At 71.8% G+C, this 21,599-nt stretch carries 14 protein-coding genes; 11 read left to right on the top strand and 3 right to left on the bottom strand.

From position 1 onward, the window contains the following. The first annotated feature begins 29 nt into the window (after nt 1–29). The 7 genes from ACFVYR_RS34415 to ACFVYR_RS34445 all read left to right on the top strand — a co-directional run bounded on the left by ACFVYR_RS34415 (nt 30) and on the right by ACFVYR_RS34445 (nt 14,177). Nucleotides 30–2,195, top strand: a complete 2,166-nt coding sequence (locus ACFVYR_RS34415; RefSeq protein ID WP_384250332.1) for a serine/threonine-protein kinase — start codon at nt 30–32, stop codon at nt 2,193–2,195. A gap of 125 nt (nt 2,196–2,320) precedes the next feature. Beyond that, complete coding sequence (locus tag ACFVYR_RS34420) at nt 2,321–5,038, top strand: protein kinase (RefSeq protein WP_384250330.1); 2,718 nt, start codon at nt 2,321–2,323, stop codon at nt 5,036–5,038. Between the two features lie 132 nt (nt 5,039–5,170). Beyond that, on the top strand, nt 5,171–6,892 hold the full coding sequence (locus ACFVYR_RS34425; RefSeq protein ID WP_384250327.1) for a protein kinase: 1,722 nt from the start codon (nt 5,171–5,173) through the stop codon (nt 6,890–6,892). Between the two features lie 104 nt (nt 6,893–6,996). After that, entirely contained in the window at nt 6,997–8,667 is a 1,671-nt protein-coding gene (locus ACFVYR_RS34430; RefSeq protein WP_384250325.1) for a serine/threonine-protein kinase, read from the top strand. Between the two features lie 88 nt (nt 8,668–8,755). Continuing rightward, complete coding sequence (locus ACFVYR_RS34435; protein WP_384250322.1) at nt 8,756–10,492, top strand: protein kinase; 1,737 nt, start codon at nt 8,756–8,758, stop codon at nt 10,490–10,492. Between the two features lie 168 nt (nt 10,493–10,660). Then, the gene (locus tag ACFVYR_RS34440; protein WP_384250320.1) at nt 10,661–12,277 is read left to right on the top strand and encodes a succinic semialdehyde dehydrogenase; all 1,617 of its coding nucleotides are present in this window, start codon (nt 10,661–10,663) and stop codon (nt 12,275–12,277) included. Between the two features lie 76 nt (nt 12,278–12,353). Continuing rightward, nucleotides 12,354–14,177 (top strand): GMC oxidoreductase, encoded by a 1,824-nt coding sequence (locus tag ACFVYR_RS34445; RefSeq protein WP_384250318.1) that lies wholly within the window; start codon nt 12,354–12,356, stop codon nt 14,175–14,177. Between the two features lie 114 nt (nt 14,178–14,291). On the opposite strand, the gene ACFVYR_RS34450 is transcribed toward ACFVYR_RS34445, so the two are convergent. Next, nucleotides 14,292–15,350, bottom strand: coding sequence for a hypothetical protein (locus tag ACFVYR_RS34450; RefSeq protein ID WP_384250316.1), 1,059 nt, complete (start codon nt 15,348–15,350; stop codon nt 14,292–14,294). A 291-nt stretch (nt 15,351–15,641) separates the two neighbouring features. Here ACFVYR_RS34450 and ACFVYR_RS34455 point away from each other — a divergent pair, with 291 nt between their 5' ends. The 3 genes from ACFVYR_RS34455 (at nt 15,642) to ACFVYR_RS34465 (ending at nt 17,868) form a co-directional block, all read left to right on the top strand. Next, the gene (locus ACFVYR_RS34455) at nt 15,642–16,007 is read left to right on the top strand and encodes a hypothetical protein (RefSeq protein ID WP_384250314.1); all 366 of its coding nucleotides are present in this window, start codon (nt 15,642–15,644) and stop codon (nt 16,005–16,007) included. Between the two features lie 119 nt (nt 16,008–16,126). Continuing rightward, a complete protein-coding gene (locus ACFVYR_RS34460) occupies nt 16,127–17,020 on the top strand; it encodes a hypothetical protein (protein WP_384250312.1) in 894 nt (297 codons plus the stop codon). Between the two features lie 137 nt (nt 17,021–17,157). Further along, nucleotides 17,158–17,868, top strand: coding sequence for a hypothetical protein (locus ACFVYR_RS34465; protein ID WP_384250310.1), 711 nt, complete (start codon nt 17,158–17,160; stop codon nt 17,866–17,868). A gap of 726 nt (nt 17,869–18,594) precedes the next feature. On the opposite strand, the gene ACFVYR_RS34470 is transcribed toward ACFVYR_RS34465, so the two are convergent. Continuing rightward, the gene (locus ACFVYR_RS34470) at nt 18,595–18,918 is read right to left on the bottom strand and encodes a chorismate mutase (protein WP_384250307.1); all 324 of its coding nucleotides are present in this window, start codon (nt 18,916–18,918) and stop codon (nt 18,595–18,597) included. A 422-nt stretch (nt 18,919–19,340) separates the two neighbouring features. Between ACFVYR_RS34470 and guaA the strand changes: the two genes are divergently transcribed. Then, the gene (guaA, locus tag ACFVYR_RS34475; protein WP_384250305.1) at nt 19,341–20,927 is read left to right on the top strand and encodes a glutamine-hydrolyzing GMP synthase; all 1,587 of its coding nucleotides are present in this window, start codon (nt 19,341–19,343) and stop codon (nt 20,925–20,927) included. 71 nt (nt 20,928–20,998) lie between these two features. Here the strand turns inward: guaA and ACFVYR_RS34480 are convergent, their stop codons facing one another. Continuing rightward, entirely contained in the window at nt 20,999–21,499 is a 501-nt protein-coding gene (locus ACFVYR_RS34480) for a pyridoxamine 5'-phosphate oxidase family protein (protein ID WP_384250303.1), read from the bottom strand. Nucleotides 21,500–21,599: the final 100 nt, after the last annotated feature.

Raw genomic sequence — 21,599 nt, forward strand, 5'->3', positions numbered from 1 at the left:
GGTAGCAGCGGTAGCAGCAGAGGGGACGCATGTCGGACGCGGAGCAGACGGGTGAGGCCCGTCGGGACAAGAGCGCACGTCTCCTCGCCGGCCGGTACCGGCTGGGAGAGGTGCTCGGCCGCGGCGGCATGGGCACCGTCTGGCGCGCCAAGGACGAAACCCTTGGCCGTACGGTCGCGGTGAAGGAGCTGCGGTTCCCCTCGAGCATCGACGAGGAGGAGAAGCGGCGGCTCATCACGCGGACATTGCGCGAGGCGAAGGCGATCGCGCGGATCCGCAACACCAGCGCCGTCACCGTCTACGACGTGGTCGACGAGGACGACCGCCCGTGGATCGTGATGGAGCTGGTCGAGGGCAAGTCGCTCGCCGAGGTGATCCGTGAGGACGGACTGCTCACGCCGCGCCGGGCGGCCGAGGTCGGCCTCGCCGTACTCGACGTGCTGCGGTCCGCGCACCGCGAGGGCATCCTGCACCGCGACGTGAAGCCGTCGAACGTGCTGATCGCCGAGGACGGCCGGGTCGTCCTGACGGACTTCGGCATCGCCCAGGTCGAGGGCGACCCGTCGATCACCTCCACCGGCATGCTCGTCGGCGCGCCCTCGTACATCTCCCCGGAGCGCGCCCGCGGCCACAAGCCGGGGCCCGCGGCCGACATGTGGTCGCTGGGCGGCCTGCTGTACGCGGCCGTGGAGGGCGTCCCGCCGTACGACAAGGGGTCGGCCATCGCGACCCTCACCGCGGTGATGACCGAGGACGTCGAACAGCCCACGAACGCGGGCCCGTTGGAGAAGGTCATCTACGGCCTGCTCGCCAAGGACCCGGAGCAGCGGCTCGACGACGCGGGCGCGCGGGCGCTCCTCATGGACGTGATCCACTCTCCGGAGATCAAGCGGGAGCCGGAGCCGGTGGAGGCCACCAAGGTGGTGCCGCTGCCGCCGGTCCCGCCCGCGCCGTCGAAGTCACCGAAGGCGCAGAAGTCGCCGAGGACTCCGTGGGCCTCGAAGGCTCCCAAGGGCCCGAAGACTCCGCTGACCGACAGGCTGACCAAGCCGTCCAAGGCCGCAGGGGCCGCGGGGGCCGCTGGTGGGGCTGTCGGTGCCGCCGGGGCCGGTAGTGCTGTGGGTTCCGGCAGTTCGGGCGGTTCCGGCAATTCGAGCGTTGCCGGTAGCGCTGGTGGTTCCGGGAGTACCGGTACTTCCGGTGGGAAGGCCGGAGGCGCTTCCGGTGTCTCCGCCGTCGGGGCCGCCGCGGGGCGCACGGCCGAGGTCGCCGCCGACCGGCTGAAGGGCGCCGTGCAGTCGCTGCGCAAGGCAGCCGCCGCGCGCGCCGCGGGGACGTCCGCGTCCACGACGTCGCGCACCGGTTCGTCCGCGGGATCGCCGTCCGGTCCGGGGGGCCCGTCGTCGCGGCCGCCCGTCAAGGCGTCGCTCACCGACGTGGTGCCGCGGCGGACGCTGGTGATCCTGTCCGTGGTGGTCGTGCTCGCGGTGCTCGGCACCGTGCTCGCCCTCGCGCTCGGTGACGACGGTTCCGGCAGCAAGGACAACAAGGGCGGCGACAAGGCCGCGTCCAGCGGGGCGAACGCGGGCGGCGACCAGAGCAAGGAAGCGGACAAGGGCGCCGGGAAGGACGGGGACAAGGGAACCGCCGCGGGTACCGACGGCGACCGGTCCAAGGACCCCACGAAGGACGCGAGTTCCGACCCGGACAAGGACAAGAAGGACGACCCGGGCAAGAACGATGGGGACAAGAAGCCGGGTGACGGCGCGGAGTCGACGTACAAGCACAGCCAGGGCTTCAAGATCGGGCTGCCGAAGGGGTGGAAGTACCAGTCCACGAGCGCCGCGGGCGCGCGGTTCGGCGGGCCCGACGGGCAGAAGCTGCTGCTCGGCTGGACGGGCACGCCCAAGGACGACCCGGTGCGCGACTGGAACAACCAGGAGAAGGGCATGGTCCGGTCGCAGTACCACCGGATCCGCATAGAGAAGGTGGGCTTCCGCGGCTGGAACACGGCGGACTGGGAGTTCACCTATGTCGACGGCGGGACCAAGTACCGGTCGATAGACCGTGGCTTCGTCGTCAACGACGGCCTCGGCTACGGAATGATGTACACGGCCAAGGCCGATGACTGGGGAAGCGCGAAGCGGCGCGACACATGGCGCACGTTCACCAGGACGTTCGAGCCGAAGTCCTAGCCCGAGATCTGGTATCCCTCATTGCGGTTCGCCTCCGGCACGTATCGTGAGTGCTTGCGGACCGTAAGCAGCCGCAACGAGCCATAAGACGAACGGATTTGACCACCGGGCGGACGGGAGGCGACGTGGACGACTATGCGGGACGGGTGCTGGCCGACCGCTACCGCCTGCCGCTGCCGCCCTCGGACGAGTACGAGTTCGCCGAGTCCCGCGCCTTCGACACGTACAGCGGGCAGGAAGTCCTGGTCCGCCAGGTGCCGTTACCCGAGATCGTCGAGGCCGAGGTGGTCGGCGAGGGCGGTCCTGCCGAGGCCGAGCCGGTCGTGGACGACCTGCCCGAGGGTTTCGTGCCGCGGGCGAGGACGGGCGGTACCGGAGTGCGCAGGGCCGCGTCGCGCACGACGCGCAGGCCCACGGACCCGGCGGTGCGGCGCGCGATCGAGGCGGCGCAGACGGCCGCGCAGATACCGGACCACCCGCGCCTCGACCAGGTCTTCGACGTGTTCGCGGAGGGCGGCTCGCTGTGGATAGTCAGCGAGTTGGTGGCGGCGCGGCCCCTCGCGGCGCTCCTCGCGGACCGACCGCTGAGTCCGTACCGGGCGGCCGAGGTCGCGGCGGACGTCCTCGCGGCGCTGCGGGTGCTGCACGCGTACGGCTGGGTGCACCGGAACATCACCGCGCGGACGGTGCTGATCTGCGACGACGGCCGGGTCATGCTGACGGGTCTGGCGGCCGGGGCGGCCGAGGAGGCGCTCTGCGGGTACGACCCGCGGCCGGTGGAGGCAGGGGAGGCGGCAGGCTCGGCGGGGTCGGTCGGGAATGTGTCGGGGTACGGGGAGACGGGGGTCGCTGAGGCTTCCGGGGCCCCTGGGGTCCCTGGGGCCTCTGGGGTTCCTGGGGCCGCTGGTGTAGCCCGCGCATCACGTGTGTCCGGTGCGTCCGGTGCGTCCGGTGCGCCCCGTGCGTCCCGTGCGTCCCGTGCGTGGGGTGAGTCCCGTGACGACGCCGGGGACATGTCTCTCGATCCCGCGCCGGAGTCCGCCGGGCGGGACGCGCGGGCCGGGGCCACCGGCGCCGTCGCGGCGTACCGCGCGGGGACGCGTGCGGCCGCGCGGGTGACCGGGGAGAGCGAGGCGGCGGCCGGGCGGATCCCGGACCCCTACGGCGTGGCGGAGACGAGGCCCTGGCACGGTGCTGTGCCGAGGGGCGGCGTCCCGGCCGCACGGAGCGCGTACGGGCACACGTACGAGAACGAGCCCACGCACCGGAACGAACCCACGCACGAAAACGAGCACGCGCACCAGGACGGGCCGGAGAGCCAGCCGGGGAATGGGCCGGAGAGCGGGCCGGGGAACGGGCGCGGGGCCTGGGACGAAGGTCCCGCCGAAGGGGCCGTCCGCGGCCCCACCACCGCTCTCGCCGCCGAGCGCGCCCGCCACGCGCGCATGGTCGTCGTTGGCGCCGTCACTGAGCGGTGGGCGCCCGAGCAGGCAGGGCCCGTGCACGAGAACTGGCAGCTGGCCGCACCGATCGGCCCCGCCACCGACCTGTGGGCCCTGGGCGCGCTGCTGTTTCGTGCCGTGCAGGGCCATGCCCCGTATCCGGAGGACAGCACGGCCGAACTCGTCCAGCTCGTGTGCGCCGAGCCGCCCGCCTTCGCCGAGGAGTGCGGGCCGTTGCGGCCGGTCGTCGAGTCGTTGCTGCGTCAGGACCCGACGGACCGGCTCGACTTCGAGGAGCTGAGCGGCTGGCTGCGCTCCCTCGTGCGCTCCGCGCCCGAGCCGGAAGCCGGTGCGCATGTCGTACCGGTCCCGGCGTACGACGCGGGAAGGCTGCCTGTCGTACGCCGACGGGGCGAGGTCGTCCGCAGGCGGCGCGGGGGCGTGGTGGCAGGTGCCGCGGGGAGCGGGCCGGGGGCACACGGACGCCACAAGCGCGGGAAGGCCCGAAGCGGGAAGGGCAGGGGCGCCAAGGGCGCAGGCGGCAAGGGGCTGCTCCCTCCGCAGGCGCCGAGGGAGACCGGGACGGTGGAGGAACCCCGGCTGTCCCACGAGCCGGAGCTGCCCCGCGAGCCGCGCGCCCCGGGCCGCCCCCGTTCGCTGGGGAAGCTGCTGCTGATCGCCATCCTCCTGGGACTCGCGGCGGCCGTCGTGTACGCCATGGTGTTCATGCCCAAGAGCGGTGACCATGCTTCGGGCGACCGTACGGGGGCTGCGGGCGAGGTCAGTTCGGCGCCGGACGCGAGCAACGGGACAGGCACCGGCCCCGGCGGGAACGAGGGCAGCTCCAAGAACAAGAACAAGGAGAACGACAAGGAGAACGACAAGGGCAAGGGCAAGAACGGCAAGAACCCCAGTTCGCAGGAGCCGCAGACCGGCGCGCCCGAACTCCCGCGAGGCTTCACCCTGCGCAAGGACCCCGAAGGCTTCCACGTCGCCGTCGCGAGCGGCTGGGACCGGCAGCCCAAGAACGGCCGGGGCCAGGTCCGGTACACACACGGCGATTTCGAGCTGCTCCTGGTCCCCGGCCGCGACACCACCGACGGGTACGGCAGCGACCCCATGAAGTACCAGCGCGAGCACGAGCGCGAGTTGCAGCCGTTCCGCGACTCCTCCTGGGCGACCTCCAGCGGTATGCGGCGCATCGACGTCGGCGGACGGACCATGGCGGAAGGCCAGTTCACCTGGCAGGACGGCGCGGGCCGCGAGGTCTTCGTACGCAATCTCGCGATGGCCGTCGGCGGGAAGTACCACGTGGTGCAGGTGCGCGGGCCCGAGGCCGAACGGGACGAGGTGACGCGGCTCTACGAGCAGGCCTCGGCCACTTATCGGGTCACGGACTGAGCCGATTCCGGCACTTTGGACATGCACGGCATGCGTCACAGTGCGGTCTCCTAAGCCCCCCTGTGGTTCCCTGCACGCCGCCCGCTCCTTAACCTGGGCGGGACCAGACCATTGCGGGGGAACGTGAATCAGATGCAGGGCCAGCTCCTCGCGGGCCGCTACCGACTCGCTGAATCCATCGGGCGCGGTGGCATGGGACGGGTGTGGCGCGCGCAGGACGAGGTGCTGCACCGGGCCGTCGCCGTCAAGGAGCTGACGGCCGCCCAGTTCGTGCAGGAGGCCGACCGCGCCGTCCTCTTCACACGTACGCAGACGGAGGCTCGCGCCGCCGCCCGCATCAACCACCCCGCCGTCGTCACCGTCCACGACGTCATCCAGTACGACGACCGGCCCTGGATCGTGATGGAACTCGTCGAGGGCCGCTCGCTGGCCGACGCCGTCAAGGACGACGGCCGCGTCGAGCCCACGGAGGCCGCCCGCATCGGCTTGTGGACCCTCAAGGCCCTGCGCGCCGCGCACGCCGCCGGAGTCCTGCACCGTGACGTCAAGCCCGGCAACGTCCTGCTCTCCGACGACCGGCGCATCCTGCTCACCGACTTCGGGATCGCCGCGATCGAGGGGGACTCGACGATCACGCGGACCGGTGAAGTCGTCGGCTCCGTGGACTACCTGGCGCCCGAGCGGGTCAGCGGCGGCAACCCCGGCCCCGCCTCCGACCTGTGGGCGCTCGGCGCCACGCTGTACACGGCGGTCGAGGGGCACTCGCCCTTCCGGCGCACGTCACCGCTCGGCACGATGCAGGCCGTGGTGACGGAGGAACCTGCGCCGCCGCGGTACGCGGGTGTCCTCGGGCCGGTCATCGGCGCGCTGCTGCACAAGGACCCGCAGGCCCGGCCGAGCGCCGAGGAGGCCGAGCTGATGCTGGCCCAGGCCGCGGAGGGCAGGCCTCCGCAGCAGGCGCACGCGTACGTCCCGACGCAGGCGCACCCGGCCGAAGGCCCGCAGCCCGCCAACGGCACACAGTCCGCCAACGGCCCCCAGCCCACCACCGGCCCGTACACGGTCGCGCAAGGGCACGCGCATCAAGCACCCTCCGAACCTCACACGCCCACCCACGCCCCCTCCCCGTACACGCACGCCACGCACCCCCAGGCCCCCACGCCCCACGGCTACGACCCCACCCCGGTCCCCGGCAGCGGCGGCGGCGATCTCCACACCCTCGCCCACCAGGGAGCCGCGCACCCGCGCCGCCGCCGACGCTGGCCCGCGATCGCCGCCCTCGCCGTCGTGGCCGCGCTGCTCGGCGGCGGCGGTGTGCTCGGCTACCTGCGCTTCGCCGACGCCGGTACGAAGGACCGGGGCTCGGGCGCGAGCGAGGGGCCGGCCAGGGTGGTGGGCGGCATCCCCGACGACTGGCAGCGGGTGAAGGACCCCGAGGGCTTCAGCCTCAGGCTGCCCAGGAACTGGAAGCGCGAGGCGAACGGCAACCAGATCGACTACACGCCCGACGGGGGCCGCCGCTTCCTGCGCATCGCTGTCGACAAGAACCCGCAGTCCGAGAGCCCGTACGCGCACCAGGTGGCGCTGGAGAAGAACCTGCGGGTGAAGCTCCCCGGGTACCGGCGGCTGGAAATGAACTCCAACACGTTCCGCGACCAGCACGGCGCCCTCTGGGAGTTCAGCTGGAAGGCGGGCGCCAACGACACCACGGCGGGGCCACGCCGCGCCATCTCGCAGTCCTATGTCAGCCGTGACGGCGTCGAGTACGTGCTCTACATGTCGGCTCCGGCCGCGAACTGGGCGGCCACGCGGGAGCAGTTCGACGCGATGGTCCTCGGGTGGCGTGAGCCCTGAGCACGTACGCCCACCTCTGAGGTGCCTGATGGCAGCGGCCGGAACCGGCCCCGCCGATCGCTCGGACCCGTACCGTTCGCGCACGTGTGGGGCATGATGGCCGCATGGGGAGCCTGGGAGACCACGCCGGCGGGGCGGGCGCCGGTGGGGACGACGCCCGTGTGATCGCGGGACGTTACCGCCTGGAGTCGCCGCTCGGCCGGGGCGGCATGGGGGTCGTGTGGCGCGCCACCGATCTGCTCCTGGCACGCCAGGTCGCGGTCAAGGAGCTTGCGCGCGACGAGACGCTCTCCGACGCCGAGGCGGAGGGCCGGCGCGAGCGGACCCTGCGCGAGGCGCGGGCGGTGGCGCAGCTGCGGCATCCGCATGTCATCGTCGTCCACGACGTCGTCGTGCAGGGCGAACAGCCGTACATCGTCATGGAATTGATCGAGGGCGGCTCGCTGGCCGGGCGGATCGCGCGGAGCGGCCCGCTGGACGCGCTCACCGTCGCCCGGATGGGCATCGACCTGCTCGGCGCCCTGGGCACCGCGCACGAGGCGGGCATCCTGCACCGCGACCTCAAGCCCGCCAACGTACTCCTGGAGCGGGCGACCGGCCGTGTCGTGCTCACCGACTTCGGGATCGCGCAGCTGACCGGGGCGACGACGCTCACGGAGGTCGGCTCGTTCGTCGGCTCGCCCGAGTTCACCGCGCCCGAGCGGATGGCGGGGGAGCGGACGGGGCCCGAGTCCGACCTGTGGTCGCTCGGCGCGCTCCTGGCCACCGCGCTTGCCGGTGAGTCGCCGTTCCGCCGCGACTCGATCGGCGGGGTCCTGCACGCGGTCGTCTACGACGAGATACGGCCGCCCGCGGCCGCCGCGCCGCTGCTGCCCGTGGTGCTCGGCCTCCTGGAGCGCGACCCGGAGCGCCGCCTCGACGCGAGCGAGGCGGAGGAACTGCTGCGGGCGTACGTCGAGACGGGGCGGATGCCCGCGGTGGCGCGGGAGAGACCGGGGGCCGGACGGCCGGGGCGGCCGGGGCTGCACGGGCTTCCGGGGTGGCCGGGGCGGGGCGGGCACCCGCCGACCCAGCGGGACATCCCGGTGGCCCTGCCCGCGGCTCTGCCGACGGCGGCGCCCGCGAAGCCGTACGGCGGGCACGGCCGGATCGTCCTGATCGCCGCCGCGCTCGTGGCCGCCGTCGCGGGCGCCGGTGTCAGCGCCGCGCTGCTGCTGAGCAGGGAAGATGACGCCAACGGCACACCGCCCGCCGCGTCTTCCGCCACGCCCCACGGTGTGCCGACACCCACGGTCACCGTCACGTCCCCGTCGGCGCGACCGTCCTCGCCCCAGGCGCCCAAGGGCTACCGCATCGCGAACGACCCCAGGGGCTTTGCGCTGGCCGTCCCCCAAGGCTTCCGGCGCGAGGTCGACGGCCCCCGCGTCTTCTACGTCTCGCCCGACGGCACGTACCGCATCGGCATCAAGGAGACGGGCCGCGAGCCCGGCGGCCCACTCGCCGCACAGCGCCGCGCCGACGCCGCGGGGCCGCGGAACAACCCCGGCTACCGCGGCGGCAGGATCACGGAGACCACGCGCAACGGCAGGCCGGCCGCGCTGTGGGAGTTCACCTGGGACGGCTTCACCGCGGCGGAGGGCGACCGGCACACCTTCGACCTGTGCTGGGAGGAGGGCGGCCGGATGTTCGACGTGTGGGTGTCGGCGCCTGTCGGGGAGGCGGCGCAGGCGCGGCGGTACTTCGACGCGGCGGTGGACACGTTCGTACGCAGGTGAGCCCGGCGGTGTGCCGCGTGCATCACCCCGGTCACAAGTGGGGGGCCTGGCTGGATACCGAGGTGCCCGGCACGGTACTCATGGGGGCATGAGTAATGACGGGGGAGCCTCCTACGGGCCGTACGAACCCACCAGTTTCGGCCTTCAGCCACCGCAACAGCCGGGTGTACCGGGGCAGTCGGGCCACCGTGCCGGGGCTCTCCCCGACAACCCGTACGCGCAGCCGCAGCAGCCCGCCCACCAGGAGCAGCCGCCCCAGCAGACGTCCGCCCCCGGGCCCACCCAGGCCGTGCCGGACCAGGCGGCCGGGGCCGAGCCGGGCGCGGGCCGGCGCATCGCGGGCCGCTACCGGCTGCTGGCCAAGCTCGGCCACGGCGGCATGGGAACGGTGTGGCGCGCCAAGGACGAGACGGTGGACCGCGAGGTCGCGGTGAAGGAGCCGCGCGTCCCCGACCACCTCCCGGAGCGCGAGCGGGCCAACGTCTTCGAGCGGATGCGCCGCGAGGCACGGGCCGCGGCCCGCCTCGACCACCCGGCCGTGGTGAACGTCCATGACGTGGCGGTGGAGGACGGTCAGCCGTGGATCGTGATGGAGCTGGTCCGGGGGCGCTCGCTCGGCGCCGCGCTGCAGGAGGGCACGTTGGACGCCCGCGAGGCCGCGCGCGTCGGTCTCGACGTCCTGAACGCCCTGGACGCCGCGCACCAGGCGGGCATCCTGCACCGTGACGTGAAGCCGGACAACGTCATGCTGGGCCGGTACGACCGCGTCGTCCTCACCGACTTCGGCATCGCCCAGATCGAGGGCGAGACCAACCTGACGGACACGGGCGGCTTTGTCGGCTCGCCCGAATTCATCGCCCCGGAGCGGGTGCTTGGCCGACGCCCCGGTCCGGCCTCCGACCTCTGGTCGCTGGGCGTCGTTCTGTACGCGGCGACCGAGGGCGTCTCGCCGTTCCGCCGCAACAACACCCCGGCGACGCTCCAGTCGGTGCTCAACGCGACGCCCGCCGCACCTGCCTCCGCCTCGGGCCCGCTCGCGGAGGCGATCAACCGGCTGCTGGTCAAGGACCCGGCGCAGCGCCCGAACGCGGCGCAGGTGCGCGCGCTCCTGGAGGAGGCGGCGCGGCCACCGCAGCCGGCGCCCACCCAGGTCGTCACCGTTACGAACGACGGCGACGGCGACGGCGGCCGCGGCAAGGGGATCTTCCTGAGCCGCAAGGCGCTCGCCGCCGTCGCGGGTGTGGTCGTCGCCGCGGTGGCGGCGGGCGTCCTGGTGGCCCTGAACCCCTTCGGGGGCTCGGACGACACGGAGGGCTGGCAGAAGCACGACGTGAAGGAGCTGGCGGCGACCGTCTCCGCGCCCAAGGGGTACGAGAAGTCCGAGGACGACAACTCGACGGCCAAGGCGCACTGGGTCGCCTACACCGACCCGAGCGGCAGCATCACGATCAGCCTCGCCCTCAGCAAGAAGGCCGAGGACGAAGGTGAGATCGCCGGGACCGCGGCGGCGCAGATGTACGACGACGACGCCGACTTCAAGGAGTCCGGCGACTACAACCTCGGCATGGCCTCCGATCCCGCTCCCAGGACCGCGCCGGAGGAGACCAAGTTCCGCGGGGAGAAGGCGGCTGAGAACACCGTCACGTACTCCACGACCGACAGCCAGAACCCGCGGCCCCGCGAGCTCAAGGCCTTCTACTACCGGACCAGGAGCGGTGACATGTACAAGATGGTCATCAGCTATCCGGGCAAGGGCGACTTCACGGCCCGCGGTCGCGAGGTCGCGAGGACGGCGGTCGCGGAGCTGGCGCCCGACAAGCTCTGAGACCGGGTTCCGCACGGTGTCCCAAAAACGTGCGCCGAGGGGCGCGGCCCGCGACAACGCCCTGATCAGCGGCTTTGACGCCAGCAATCGCTGGCGTCGTGTGAGTGACCCGTGAACCCCGTTACCGATGGGTACCCAAATCCCTGACGTAGGCCTACTCTCACGAGCATGACGGACTCGCAGGCCACCGCAGCGCCCCTCGGAACGAACCCGACCGCCCCGGCCCCCGCAGGCGCGCGCACCGCCGCCGACGTGGTCACGCCCGAGCTGATCGCCCAGCTCACCCGTGACGTCATCGGTTCGGGGCGGACGGCCAACCACACGCCGCTCACCGGCGAGAAGCTGGCCGACCTGCCCGAGTCCACCCCCGAGGACGTCGCCACCGCCTTCGAGCGGGCCCGCACCGCGCAGACCGCCTGGGCGAGGACCCCGGTGAAGCAGCGCGCCGCCGTCCTCCTGCGCTTCCACGACCTGGTGCTCCAGCGCCAGGCCGAGGTCCTCGACCTGATCCAGCTGGAGACCGGCAAGGCCCGCCTGCACGCCCACGAGGAGGTGCAGGCCGTCGCGGTCGCCGCCCGGCACTACGGCCGCAAGGCCCCCGCGTACCTGAGCCCCAAGCGGCACACCGGCGTCGTCCCGGTCCTCACCAAGGTCACCGAGAACCGCCAGCCGCGCGGTGTCGTCGGGCAGATAGCCCCCTGGAACTACCCCTTCGAGCTGTCCATCGGCGACGCCCTGCCCGCCCTCGTCGCGGGCAACGCCCTGGTGATGAAGCCCGACACGGAGACCTGCCTCACCGCCCTGTGGGCCCGCGACCTGATCATCGAGGCGGGCCTGCCGTCCGAGGTCTTCCAGGTCGTCCTCGGCGAGGGCCCGGTCGTCGGCCCCGAGCTCGTCAGCCGCGCCGACTACGTCTCCTTCACCGGCTCCACCCGCACGGGCCGCGAGGTCGCCCAGGGCGCCGCGGCCCGCCTGGTCGGCGTCTCCCTCGAACTCGGCGGCAAGAACGCCATGCTGGTGCTGCACGACGCCGACATCGACAAGGCCGCCGCGGGCGCGGTGCGCGCCTGCTTCTCGTCCGCGGGCCAGCTGTGCATCTCCATCGAGCGGCTGTACGTCCACGAGTCCATAGCCGACCGCTTCGTGGAGCGCTTCGCGGAGCGGACGAGGGCGATGCGCCTCGGCACGTCCCTCGCGTACGGCGCCGACATGGGCTCCCTCGTCGGCGAACGGCAGCTGGAGACCGTGACCCGGCACGTCGAGGAGGCCGTCGCCAAGGGCGCCACGCTGGTCGCGGGCGGCGTCGCGCGCCCGGACATCGGCCCCTACTTCTTCGAGCCGACCATCCTGGACGGCGTCGAGGCCCCGATGTCGGTCTGCACCGAGGAGACCTTCGGCCCCGTCGTCTCCCTCTACCGCTTCACCGACGAGAACGAGGCGGTCGAGCTCGCCAACGCCACCCCGTACGGCCTCAATTCCTCGGTCTGGACGAAGGACGCGAAGCGTGGCCGCCAGGTCGCGGCCCGCCTGCGCACCGGCACGGTCAACGTCAACGAAGGGTTCGCGCCCGCCTACGGCAGCGTGCAGTCCCCGATGGGCGGCATGAAGGACTCCGGCCTCGGCCGACGGCACGGCTCCGAGGGCATCCTCAAGTTCACCGAGGCGCAGACCGTCGCCACCCAGCGCGTCATGCCGCTGGCGCCGTCCTTCGGCCTGGACGACGAGAAGTACGCGGCGTTCATGAACACGAGCCTGAAGGTCATGAAGGCGTTCCGGCTGCGCTAGCAGCGTCCCGTAAGGGGCGTGGGGAGCTGCGCGCTCAGCCACCATCGGCCCGCGCGTTTTCATATGAGGAGAGTCAATGTCACAGGAGAGCTCTGCCCAGAACCAGGGCGCCGACGTGTCCGACGACGCGTACGACTACGACGTCATCGTCGTAGGCAGCGGCTTCGGCGGTGCCGTCTCCGCGCTGCGCCTCACGGAGAAGGGCTACCGCGTCGGCGTCCTGGAAGCGGGCCGCCGCTTCACGCGCGCGACGCTGCCCAAGAACTCCTGGGACATCAAGAACTACCTCTGGGCGCCCGCGCTCGGCCTCTTCGGCATCCAGCGCATCCACCTGCTCGGCAACGTGATGGTCCTCGCGGGCGCCGGGGTCGGCGGCGGCTCGCTGAACTACGCCAACACCCTCTACGTACCGCCCGCGCCGTTCTTCAACGATCCGCAGTGGAAGGACATCACGGACTGGCAGGACGAGCTGCGCCCCTACTACGAGCAGGCCAAGCGCATGCTCGGGGTGCGGCTCAACCCGACGACGACGCCCTCGGACGTCCACCTGAAGGCCACCGCCCAGGCGATGGGGGTCGGCGACAGCTTCCACATGGCACCCGTCGGCGTCTTCTTCGGTGACGCGAAGGACGCGGACGGTCGTACAACGGCCGGGCCGGGCCAGGAAGTTCCCGACCCCTACTTCGGCGGCGCGGGCCCGTCCCGCAGGGCCTGCACCGAGTGCGGCGAGTGCATGACCGGCTGCCGGCACGGCGCGAAGAACACCCTCAACGAGAACTACCTGTACCTCGCGGAGAAGGCCGGCGCGGTCGTCCACCCGATGACGTCGGTCGTCGCCGTCACCGAGGACTCGCGGGGCGGCTTCGCCGTCGCGACGCTGCCCACCGACGACAAGCGGAAGGGCCGGGGCCGGACGTTCAAGGCCCGCAAGGTCGTCATCGCCGCAGGCACGTACGGCACCCAGACCCTCCTGCACCGCATGAAGGACTCCGGCCTGCTCCCGCGGATCTCGAAGCGGCTCGGCACACTCACCCGCACCAACTCCGAGGCTCTGGTGGGCGCCCAGACCACCGACCGCCGCTACCGCAAGCGCCACGGCGCTGCGAAGGCCGACTTCACCCAGGGCGTCGCGATCACCTCGTCGATCCACCCGGACGCCAACACGCACATCGAGCCCGTCCGCTACGGCAAGAAGTCCAACGCGATGGGCAGCCTGACGCTGCTCCAGGTCCCGTACAGCCTCAAGGGCGGCAAGCACCGCGTCGGCGGCTGGCTCGGCAACATGGCGCGCCACCCGCTCCTCGCCGTGCGCTCGCTCTCCAACCGGCGCTGGTCGGAGCGGTCCATCATCGGCCTCGTCATGCAGTCGCTCGACAACTCCCTGACCACGTACCGCAAGGAGAAGGGGCTCGGAAAGGGCCTGCTCACCGCCCGCCAGGGCCACGGCGCGCCCAACCCCGACCAGATTCCCGAGGCCACGCGCGCGGCGACCCTCCTCGCCCAGGAGATCAACGGCTTCCCCGGTTCGAACATCGGCGAGCTCATGGGCACCCCGCTGACCGCGCACTTCCTCGGCGGCTGCCCCATCGGCGACTCGGCGGAGACCGGCGTCATCGACCCCTACCACCGGCTCTACGGCCACCCCGGGATCTCGGTCGTCGACGGCGCCGCGGTCTCCGCCAACCTGGGCGTCAACCCGTCCCTGACGATCACCGCGCAGGCCGAGCGCGCGATGTCGTTCTGGCCCAACAAGGGCGGCGAGGACCCGCGTCCGGCGCAGGGCCTGCGGTACGTACGGGTGGCGGCCGTCGAGCCGAAGACCCCGGCGGTCCCCGCGGACGCCTTCGGCGCGCTGAAGCTGCCGTTCCTGGGGATGCCGGCGGTGCCGCCCAGGAAGTAGCCCGCGGTGCCGCCCAGGAAGTAGCCCGCGGCGCCGCCCGCCCCCGGATACACGTAAGGACCTGCGCCCCCCTCCGAGCGCAGGTCCTTACGTGTGATCGGGTGCCGTGCGGACTCAGACGGCGGAGTCGGTCTTGCGGCGCCGCACCGCGAACATCACGCCCGCACCGGCGACGACGGCGACACCACCGACGAGGCCGACGGTCGGCAGCATCGAACCGGCGCCGGTCTCGGCGAGGCTGCCGTCGGCGACCGGGGTGTCCTGGGCGCCGCCCTGCTGCTTCTTCACCGCGGCGGGCGTCCTGGACGGGCTCGGCGTGGGCGTGGCCGTCGGCGTGGCCGGGCTCTCGTGGTCACCGCCCGCCTTGGCGATCGTGAGTGGGTGGTACTTGTCCGAGCTGTGTACGCAGTCGTCCACGGCGTCGACGTACTTGGCGCGGCCGAACGCGTAGCCCTTGCCGAGCGGAGCCTTGGCGCCGATCCTGACCCGCAGCTCGATGGTGGCCTCGTCCTCGGCGTCGAGCTCGGTGGTGCCGTAGGCGAGGCCGTCGTTGAGCTTGCTGTCGATCGTCGTCCACTCGTCGGTCTCGGGGTCGCGGAACTGCAGGTCCGCGTAGGTCCGCAGCGCGTCCTTCTTGTCCTTGCTCCCGGGGAAGTTGTTCACGAACGCGGTCCACCTGACCTCACCGAGCGGATCATCGGTGGGGTTGGCGGCGGTCAGCTCGAACCGGTGCCAGCCGCTTCCCGGGACGAGCTTCTTGGGCAGCCCGACCAGATCGACCTCAAGCACCGAGTTCGCGTCCACACCGTCCCTGTTGGTCGGGCAGTCGGCCGGAAGGGGCTCGTCGGGCTCGTCCGCCGGGTCCTCGGGGGCGTCGGCACCCTTGGGGATCTCGGGGGTCTTGCCCGCCTTCGTGGGCTCCTCGTGCTGCGAGACCGGGCCCGGCGTCGACTTGGACGGAGTCGGAGCACCCGGCGACGGGACCGTCGCGGGTGGGGTGGGCGTGCCGGTCGGCGTCTCCGGAGCCTCCGGAGTCTTCGCGGTGTCCGCGGTCACCGCGGGCGGAGCGGGAACGGTGCCCTCGGTCGCGAAAGCGGTCGGAGCGGAGAGCAGTGCGGCCGGGGCGATGGCAGCCGTAGCAGCCGCGGCGGCCACGGCACGACGAAGCTTCATGAAGACCTCAGGAAGTCCGGCGCACTGCCCTGGGCGGCAGTACGGAGGTGGAGGCCTCCGCGGTGGGGACGCGGGTGTGGCCGTTGTTACGCATGCATGACCTGTGGTCCCTGTGAATGGTTGTCTCGATCTCACAGCACGCTTATGTGGCGTGACTCACATCGCTTGTGCCGCCGTGGCGGGGTGCCGTAGAACTGCCCCGCTCAGGTGGCATGAGCACGCAGTGAAATGGACGCGTGTAGACCCAGGCAGATCCGAGTAGACCCAGGCAGATCCAGGGGAGGGGACAGCGTGGCCATACCCGACGAGGTGTGGAAGAGATTCGAGAACGACAGCGAGCGGGAGATCCGCTCGTCCGCGCCGAAGGAGCCGTCCGCGCGGGCGCGCATGGTGGCCGAAAGGCTCCGGCGCCTCGACGAGGAGGCCGCGCGCCAACAGGTCGAGCAGGCCGGGCGGTTGCGCCGCAGGCGCGCGAGGCGCGAGGCCGAGTCCGCGCGGTGGAGCCCGGACGACTGGCGGTCGGCGCCGACGGGCCCGCGCCGCAGCGCCAGGTCCGAGCGCAGTCGCCGGGTGTGGAGCGTGGTGATCGTCATCGGCGGCATGGCCCTCGCGATCGTCCTGCTCAGCCCGTTCCGCTTCTGGCTCTGGGGCTGGTGAGCTCCGGTCGCGAGGCGCACCCCGCCGCCGCGGAACCAGAACTGATCTTCTCCCGTCGTAGAACTCGGTAGCCCCATGGGCAGGAACAGCAAGCGCAAGAGCAAGCGGGGGAACAGAACGTGAAGGCAGCTGTGTCGCGTGCCGTGGTGGCCGTCTCGATCGTGGCCGCCCTCGGTGCGAGCGCCGCCTGCGGTGGCAGCGACGGCGCCGACAAGAAGCCGACGAAGCCGCATGCCGGTGCGGGTGCGGGTGCGGGTGCGGGTGCCGGAGCCTCGAAGCTGGAGAAGGCGGCCCTCGCGGCGGGTGACGTCAAGGGCTATGAGGTGGAGAAGCCGGACGCGCAGGGCGAGTCGGGCGCGCGGGGCGAGCAGGGCGGGCAGGGCGAGCAGGGCGGGCGTGAGGGGTCGGGCCCTGGGGCCGACGCGCCGCCCGCCGCGAAGCCGTCACCAGCGGAGTGCGGCCCGGTGGCCGCCCCGCTCCGTGCCGGCGCGGGAACGGGCACCGGCACCGGCACCGGCACCGGCGCCTCGGCGAAGACCGCGCCGAAGGCCCACGTCAGCCGCACCCTGACCCTCGCCGGGGGCAAGGGGTCGACGACAACCGCGGTCGACCTGTCGGGCTACGCCGAAGCCGACGCCGTGCACGCCATGGCCGACCTGCGCGCGGCGGTCAAGGCGAAGAAGTGCGCCGGCTTCCGCGTCGGCGACGACCGCTACACCGGCGTCAGGTCACTGCCCGCGCCGGACAAGGGCGACGAGGCCGTCTCGTACAAGGCCGCCCACCGCAAGGGCGACTACGTCACGCGGGAGAGCGTCACGGTCGTGCGCAGAGGTTCGACGCTCGTGGTCTTCGACGCGTCGAACCTGTACGACCCCGAGGGCGTCCAGAGCGACAAGGACGCCGCGAAGGACGGCATGGAAGGCACCGGAACGCCCACGGCGGACGAGGACCCGAAGGTGGCCCCGAAGATCATCGACGCCCAGCTCGCCAAGCTCGGGCGCGGGACGGCCTAAGTCACACGCGCCGCGTACAACCTTTCCAGCGGTTTCCGATCGTTACGGAAAACGCTGGTGGCAGCCGTGACTCAGCCGCTTTCATATCGCCTCGGCGCGGGCCGTCGTCCGCGCGGTGGCATCTGAAGGTAGGAAACGTGAAGTCAACTGTGTCTCGGGCCGTCGTGGCCGCGTCCGTCGCGGCCGCGCTGGGTCTGACCGCAGCGTGCGGCGGCGGGAACGGCGGCGACGGCGACAAGTCGTCGGAACCCTCCAAGTCCGCACAGGCGCCGGCCGAGAAGAAGGCGCCCGCCCTGTCCGCTGCCGCCCTGGAGAAGGCGGTGCTCTCCAAGGACGACATCAAGGGCTACAAGTTCGAGAAGATCTCCGCGGCGGAGATGCCGTCGGAGCCCGTGCCCGCGGACCCGGCCGCCTGCCAGTCATTGGCTGACATGTTCATGTTCGCCACCGAACCGGCGGCGAAGTCCCGCGTCGGCCGGACCCTGACCGACGCCGATGAACTGGACGCCATGGTCGTCTCCCTCGCCCTGATGGCACACGGCCAGGACGACGCCGAGAAGATCATGGAAGGCTTGCGGACGGCCACGAAGAAGTGCACCGCCTACGAGCACGCCGACTCCAAGTACCGCGACGTCGCCGCCCTGCCCACCCCGGAGGCGGGCGACGAAAGCGTCTCGTACAAGGTGGTGGGCCTCATCGAGGGGCAGAAGACGCCGATGAGCTTCACCGTCGTACGCAGCGGCTCGACGCTCGCGGCCTTCTACTCGATCAACCTGCTCCAGCCGAAGAAGTTCGGCGTGCCCAAGAAGATCGTCGAGGCGCAGGTGGACAAGTTGAAGAGCCTGTAGCGGCAGAACGCCGGAGAAGGCACGACCAGTGAGAGCGCAGAACCAGTGAGAGCGCAGGACCGGTGAGAGCGCAGGACCGGTAAGAGCACAGAACCAGTAAGAGCACAGAACCAGTAGGCGCGCAGAACCGGTCAGAGGCAGAGCGAAGGGCCCCGCGGGACGGAACCGCGGGGCCCTTGGCTTGCGGCACCGACGTCAGGGCCGCGTCGGTGCCTCGGGGCGGCGCCGGGGGGAGTGCGCCGCTTGGTCGAGGTGCCGGTGGCCGACCCGGCGCACTGGGGGCGCTCGCGTGGTATCGACCATTGGCAATGGAACGGTGGACGGAGGGCTTGGGCCCGCCCTCTACGCATCGTGCTGGAAGTGCTGACGGCGGCGCAACCATTTCGACCGCACCTGTTTCGGCCACACCCACAGGGGTAAAGGGTGCGGATTACGGGACTGAGGCCGGCCGGCTCCAGGCGTCCCCGGAGCCGACCGTTCTCTTGGGTGACCGGGCTGCTGTCCCCTGCCGTCCGGTCACAATCACTGGAGCGAGGTCCCACGGCGCACGGCATGATCCGCACGCCTCATCGCTCCAGCGGAGCCACGCGTGGTTCTTGCGGGCCCGCCCCTGGCTGACACGGACACCGGGACCAACGAAGCCCGCCCGGAACCGGTCACGCGCCGTACGGGTGAGAACGGATCCGAACTCAGTTCCGCAGGCACCCGCCGCCCTCACGGCGGCGCTCAGACGCGGCCCCGGCACAGCTCGAGGAGCGTCATCGCGAGCGTCGTGCCGGGCTTGCCGAGCGCGTCGCTGTAGTGGCCGAGAACCTCCATCTCGCGGGAGAGGTTCACACGGCGGCCGCCGGAGGTGATCCGCGCCTCCTGGATGACGGCCGAGACGGCCATGCGTTCCTGGACGAGGCCGATGATCCGGTCGTCGAGCGCGTCGATCCGTTCCCTTGCGTTCTCGATGACGCCCGCGGCCTCGGGGGTGCGGGCACCGGTCTTGTCGGCGGCAGCGGCAGCGGCGGGCGCGGTGGGGGCGGGGGTGGTGGTGGCAGTCATGCGGGGCTCCTTGTGGTCCGTGGTGACCGTGGTGCCCCGGAGCGGCAAGTCCCGCGTACGACAGAGCGCCCCGGGCCTTGTCGGCCCGGGGCGCCCGGTAAGTCGCTTGTCAGTGGATCAAGCAGCTCGACCATGGCAGCCGGTGGGCCGGTTGCCATAGGTAAAGAGGAAGCTGAGGTGCTTGGTCACGGGACCAGTATGGACCCAACCGCGTACGCCGGGTCAATCCCGCTCTCGTACGGCTCGCATGCTGAGACGGACGTCCAGGCCCCGCCCCGGCGCCGCCGCACGGGCACGGGGCCTGTCGGATACGACGAGGACGGTCCTGCCGCGCCCGGTAGAATCGACAAACACAGACCCCCTGCTCACGCACGAGCCTCTGCTCACGCACCGCTCAAGCTCAACGCCGGAAGGCCGCCGCCGTGCCATCAGCGCCCCCCGCTGCCGCCGCTCCCGACACCGTTCTGGTCGTCGACTTCGGAGCGCAGTACGCCCAGCTCATCGCCCGTCGCGTCCGTGAGGCCCGCGTCTACAGCGAGATCGTGCCGGGCACGATGCCCGTCTCCGAGATGCTCGCCAAGAAGCCCGCGGCGATCATCCTGTCCGGCGGCCCCTCGTCGGTGTACGCGGAGAACGCGCCCACCGTCGACCGCCAGCTCTTCGAGGCCGGCGTCCCCGTCTTCGGCATGTGCTACGGCTTCCAGCTGATGGCGACGACCCTCGGCGGCACCGTCGACAACACCGGCGCCCGGGAGTACGGCCGCACGCCGCTGGCCGTCTCCAAGGCCGGGTCCACCCTCTTCGAGGGCACCCCGACCGAGCAGTCCGTGTGGATGTCGCACGGCGACGCGTGCAGCGCGGCGCCCGAGGGCTTCACGGTCACGGCGTCCACGGACGTCGTGCCGGTCGCGGCCTTCGAGGACGACGAGAAGAAGCTGTACGGCGTGCAGTACCACCCCGAGGTGATGCACTCCACGCACGGCCAGCAGGTCCTCGAGCACTTCCTCTACCGCGGCGCCGGCCTCACGCCGAACTGGACGACCGGCAACGTCATCGACGAGCAGGTCGCCGTGATCCGCGAGCAGGTCGGCACCAAGCGTGCGATCTGCGGCCTGTCCGGCGGCGTGGACTCCGCCGTCGCCGCTGCCCTCGTCCAGAAGGCCATCGGCTCGCAGCTGACCTGTGTCTACGTCGACCACGGCCTGATGCGCAAGGACGAGACCGAGCAGGTCGAGAAGGACTTCGTCGCCGCGACCGGTGTCCAGCTGAAGGTCGTCGACGCCCAGGAGCGGTTCCTCGCCGCGCTCGCCGGGGTCTCCGACCCCGAGGAGAAGCGGAAGATCATCGGGCGCGAGTTCATCCGCGTCTTCGAGCAGGCCCAGGCGGAGATCATCGCCGAGGCCCCCGGCGACCAGCCGGTGGAGTTCCTGGTGCAGGGCACGCTCTACCCCGACGTGGTCGAGTCCGGCGGCGGCTCCGGCACCGCCAACATCAAGTCGCACCACAATGTGGGCGGACTCCCCGAGGACCTCGAGTTCCAGCTCATCGAGCCGCTGCGCAAGCTGTTCAAGGACGAGGTCCGGATGGTCGGCGCCGAGCTCGGCCTGCCGGAAGAGATCGTCCAGCGCCAGCCGTTCCCCGGCCCCGGCCTCGGCATCCGCATCGTCGGCGAGGTCACCAAGGACCGCCTCGACCTGCTGCGCGAGGCCGACGCCATCGCCCGTGAGGAGCTGACGGCGGCCGGTCTCGACCGGGACATCTGGCAGTGCCCTGTCGTGCTGCTCGCCGACGTCCGCAGCGTCGGCGTCCAGGGCGACGGCCGCACCTACGGCCACCCCATCGTTCTGCGCCCCGTCTCGTCCGAGGACGCCATGACGGCCGACTGGACCCGCATGCCGTACGACGTCCTCGCGAAGATCTCGACGCGCATCACCAACGAGGTCGCCGACGTGAACCGCGTGGTGCTCGACGTGACGTCGAAGCCGCCGGGCACCATCGAGTGGGAGTGACCGCCTCCCCGCACGCTTGAGCCGGCGCCGTCCACAGACCTGTGGGCGGCGCCGTCCGCTTGCCCACCCTGTCAGCTCCGCCTGGTGACACGCGACGGCATGCCCGGCTTCCACAACCGCACCGCCAGGTACGTCCCGTCCTCGATGTACGTGCGGACCACCTCCGTCAGTTCCGTACGGAAGAGGTGGAACGCGTCCGGGTCCGGCGGATTCACCGCCTCCACGTAGCGCGCGACGGTCTCCCGGTCCCGCACCTCGATCGCGCGGCCCGCGATCCGGACGTCGCCGCCCGCCATCTCCGCGCCGGGCCCCGGATTCGCCTGCAGCGCGAACCGCGGGTCGCGGCGCAGGTCGAGCGCCTTGAAGGAGTTCGGCATCATCCCGAACCACAACCCCCCGGCGCGGAACCGGACTTCGATCCCGGTGGTGCGCGCGGAACCGTCCTTGCGGAGCGTCGCGAGGACATGATGGGTGAACGCGGCGAAGCGCTGCTCCACTGTCTCGGCGAGGTCCGGCTCCGCCGCGGTGAACGCGGCCCAGTTGAACGTCGTGCTCCGGGTGTTGAACGTCATGCGCCGAGTGTGGCGCCGATACCCGACATCCCCTGTCGCCTTTGCGTGAGCCGCCCCCCTGTTCTCCTGTACGCACCACCGGTACCTTCCGCCTCGTACA

The sequence above is a fragment of the Streptomyces sp. NPDC058284 genome (assembly GCF_042881135.1).
In the GTDB taxonomy this organism is placed as follows: domain Bacteria; phylum Actinomycetota; class Actinomycetes; order Streptomycetales; family Streptomycetaceae; genus Streptomyces.

Coding starts and splice junctions, on each gene's coding strand:
- ACFVYR_RS34415 (WP_384250332.1), top strand. CDS start 30: ATGTCGGACGCGGAGCAGACGGGTGAGGCCCGTCGGGACAAGAGCGCA.
- ACFVYR_RS34480 (WP_384250303.1), bottom strand. CDS start 21,499: ATGACGTTCAACACCCGGAGCACGACGTTCAACTGGGCCGCGTTCACC.
- ACFVYR_RS34435 (WP_384250322.1), top strand. CDS start 8,756: ATGAGTAATGACGGGGGAGCCTCCTACGGGCCGTACGAACCCACCAGT.
- ACFVYR_RS34440 (WP_384250320.1), top strand. CDS start 10,661: ATGACGGACTCGCAGGCCACCGCAGCGCCCCTCGGAACGAACCCGACC.
- ACFVYR_RS34425 (WP_384250327.1), top strand. CDS start 5,171: ATGCAGGGCCAGCTCCTCGCGGGCCGCTACCGACTCGCTGAATCCATC.
- ACFVYR_RS34450 (WP_384250316.1), bottom strand. CDS start 15,350: ATGAAGCTTCGTCGTGCCGTGGCCGCCGCGGCTGCTACGGCTGCCATC.
- ACFVYR_RS34445 (WP_384250318.1), top strand. CDS start 12,354: ATGTCACAGGAGAGCTCTGCCCAGAACCAGGGCGCCGACGTGTCCGAC.
- ACFVYR_RS34430 (WP_384250325.1), top strand. CDS start 6,997: ATGGGGAGCCTGGGAGACCACGCCGGCGGGGCGGGCGCCGGTGGGGAC.
- ACFVYR_RS34470 (WP_384250307.1), bottom strand. CDS start 18,918: ATGACTGCCACCACCACCCCCGCCCCCACCGCGCCCGCCGCTGCCGCT.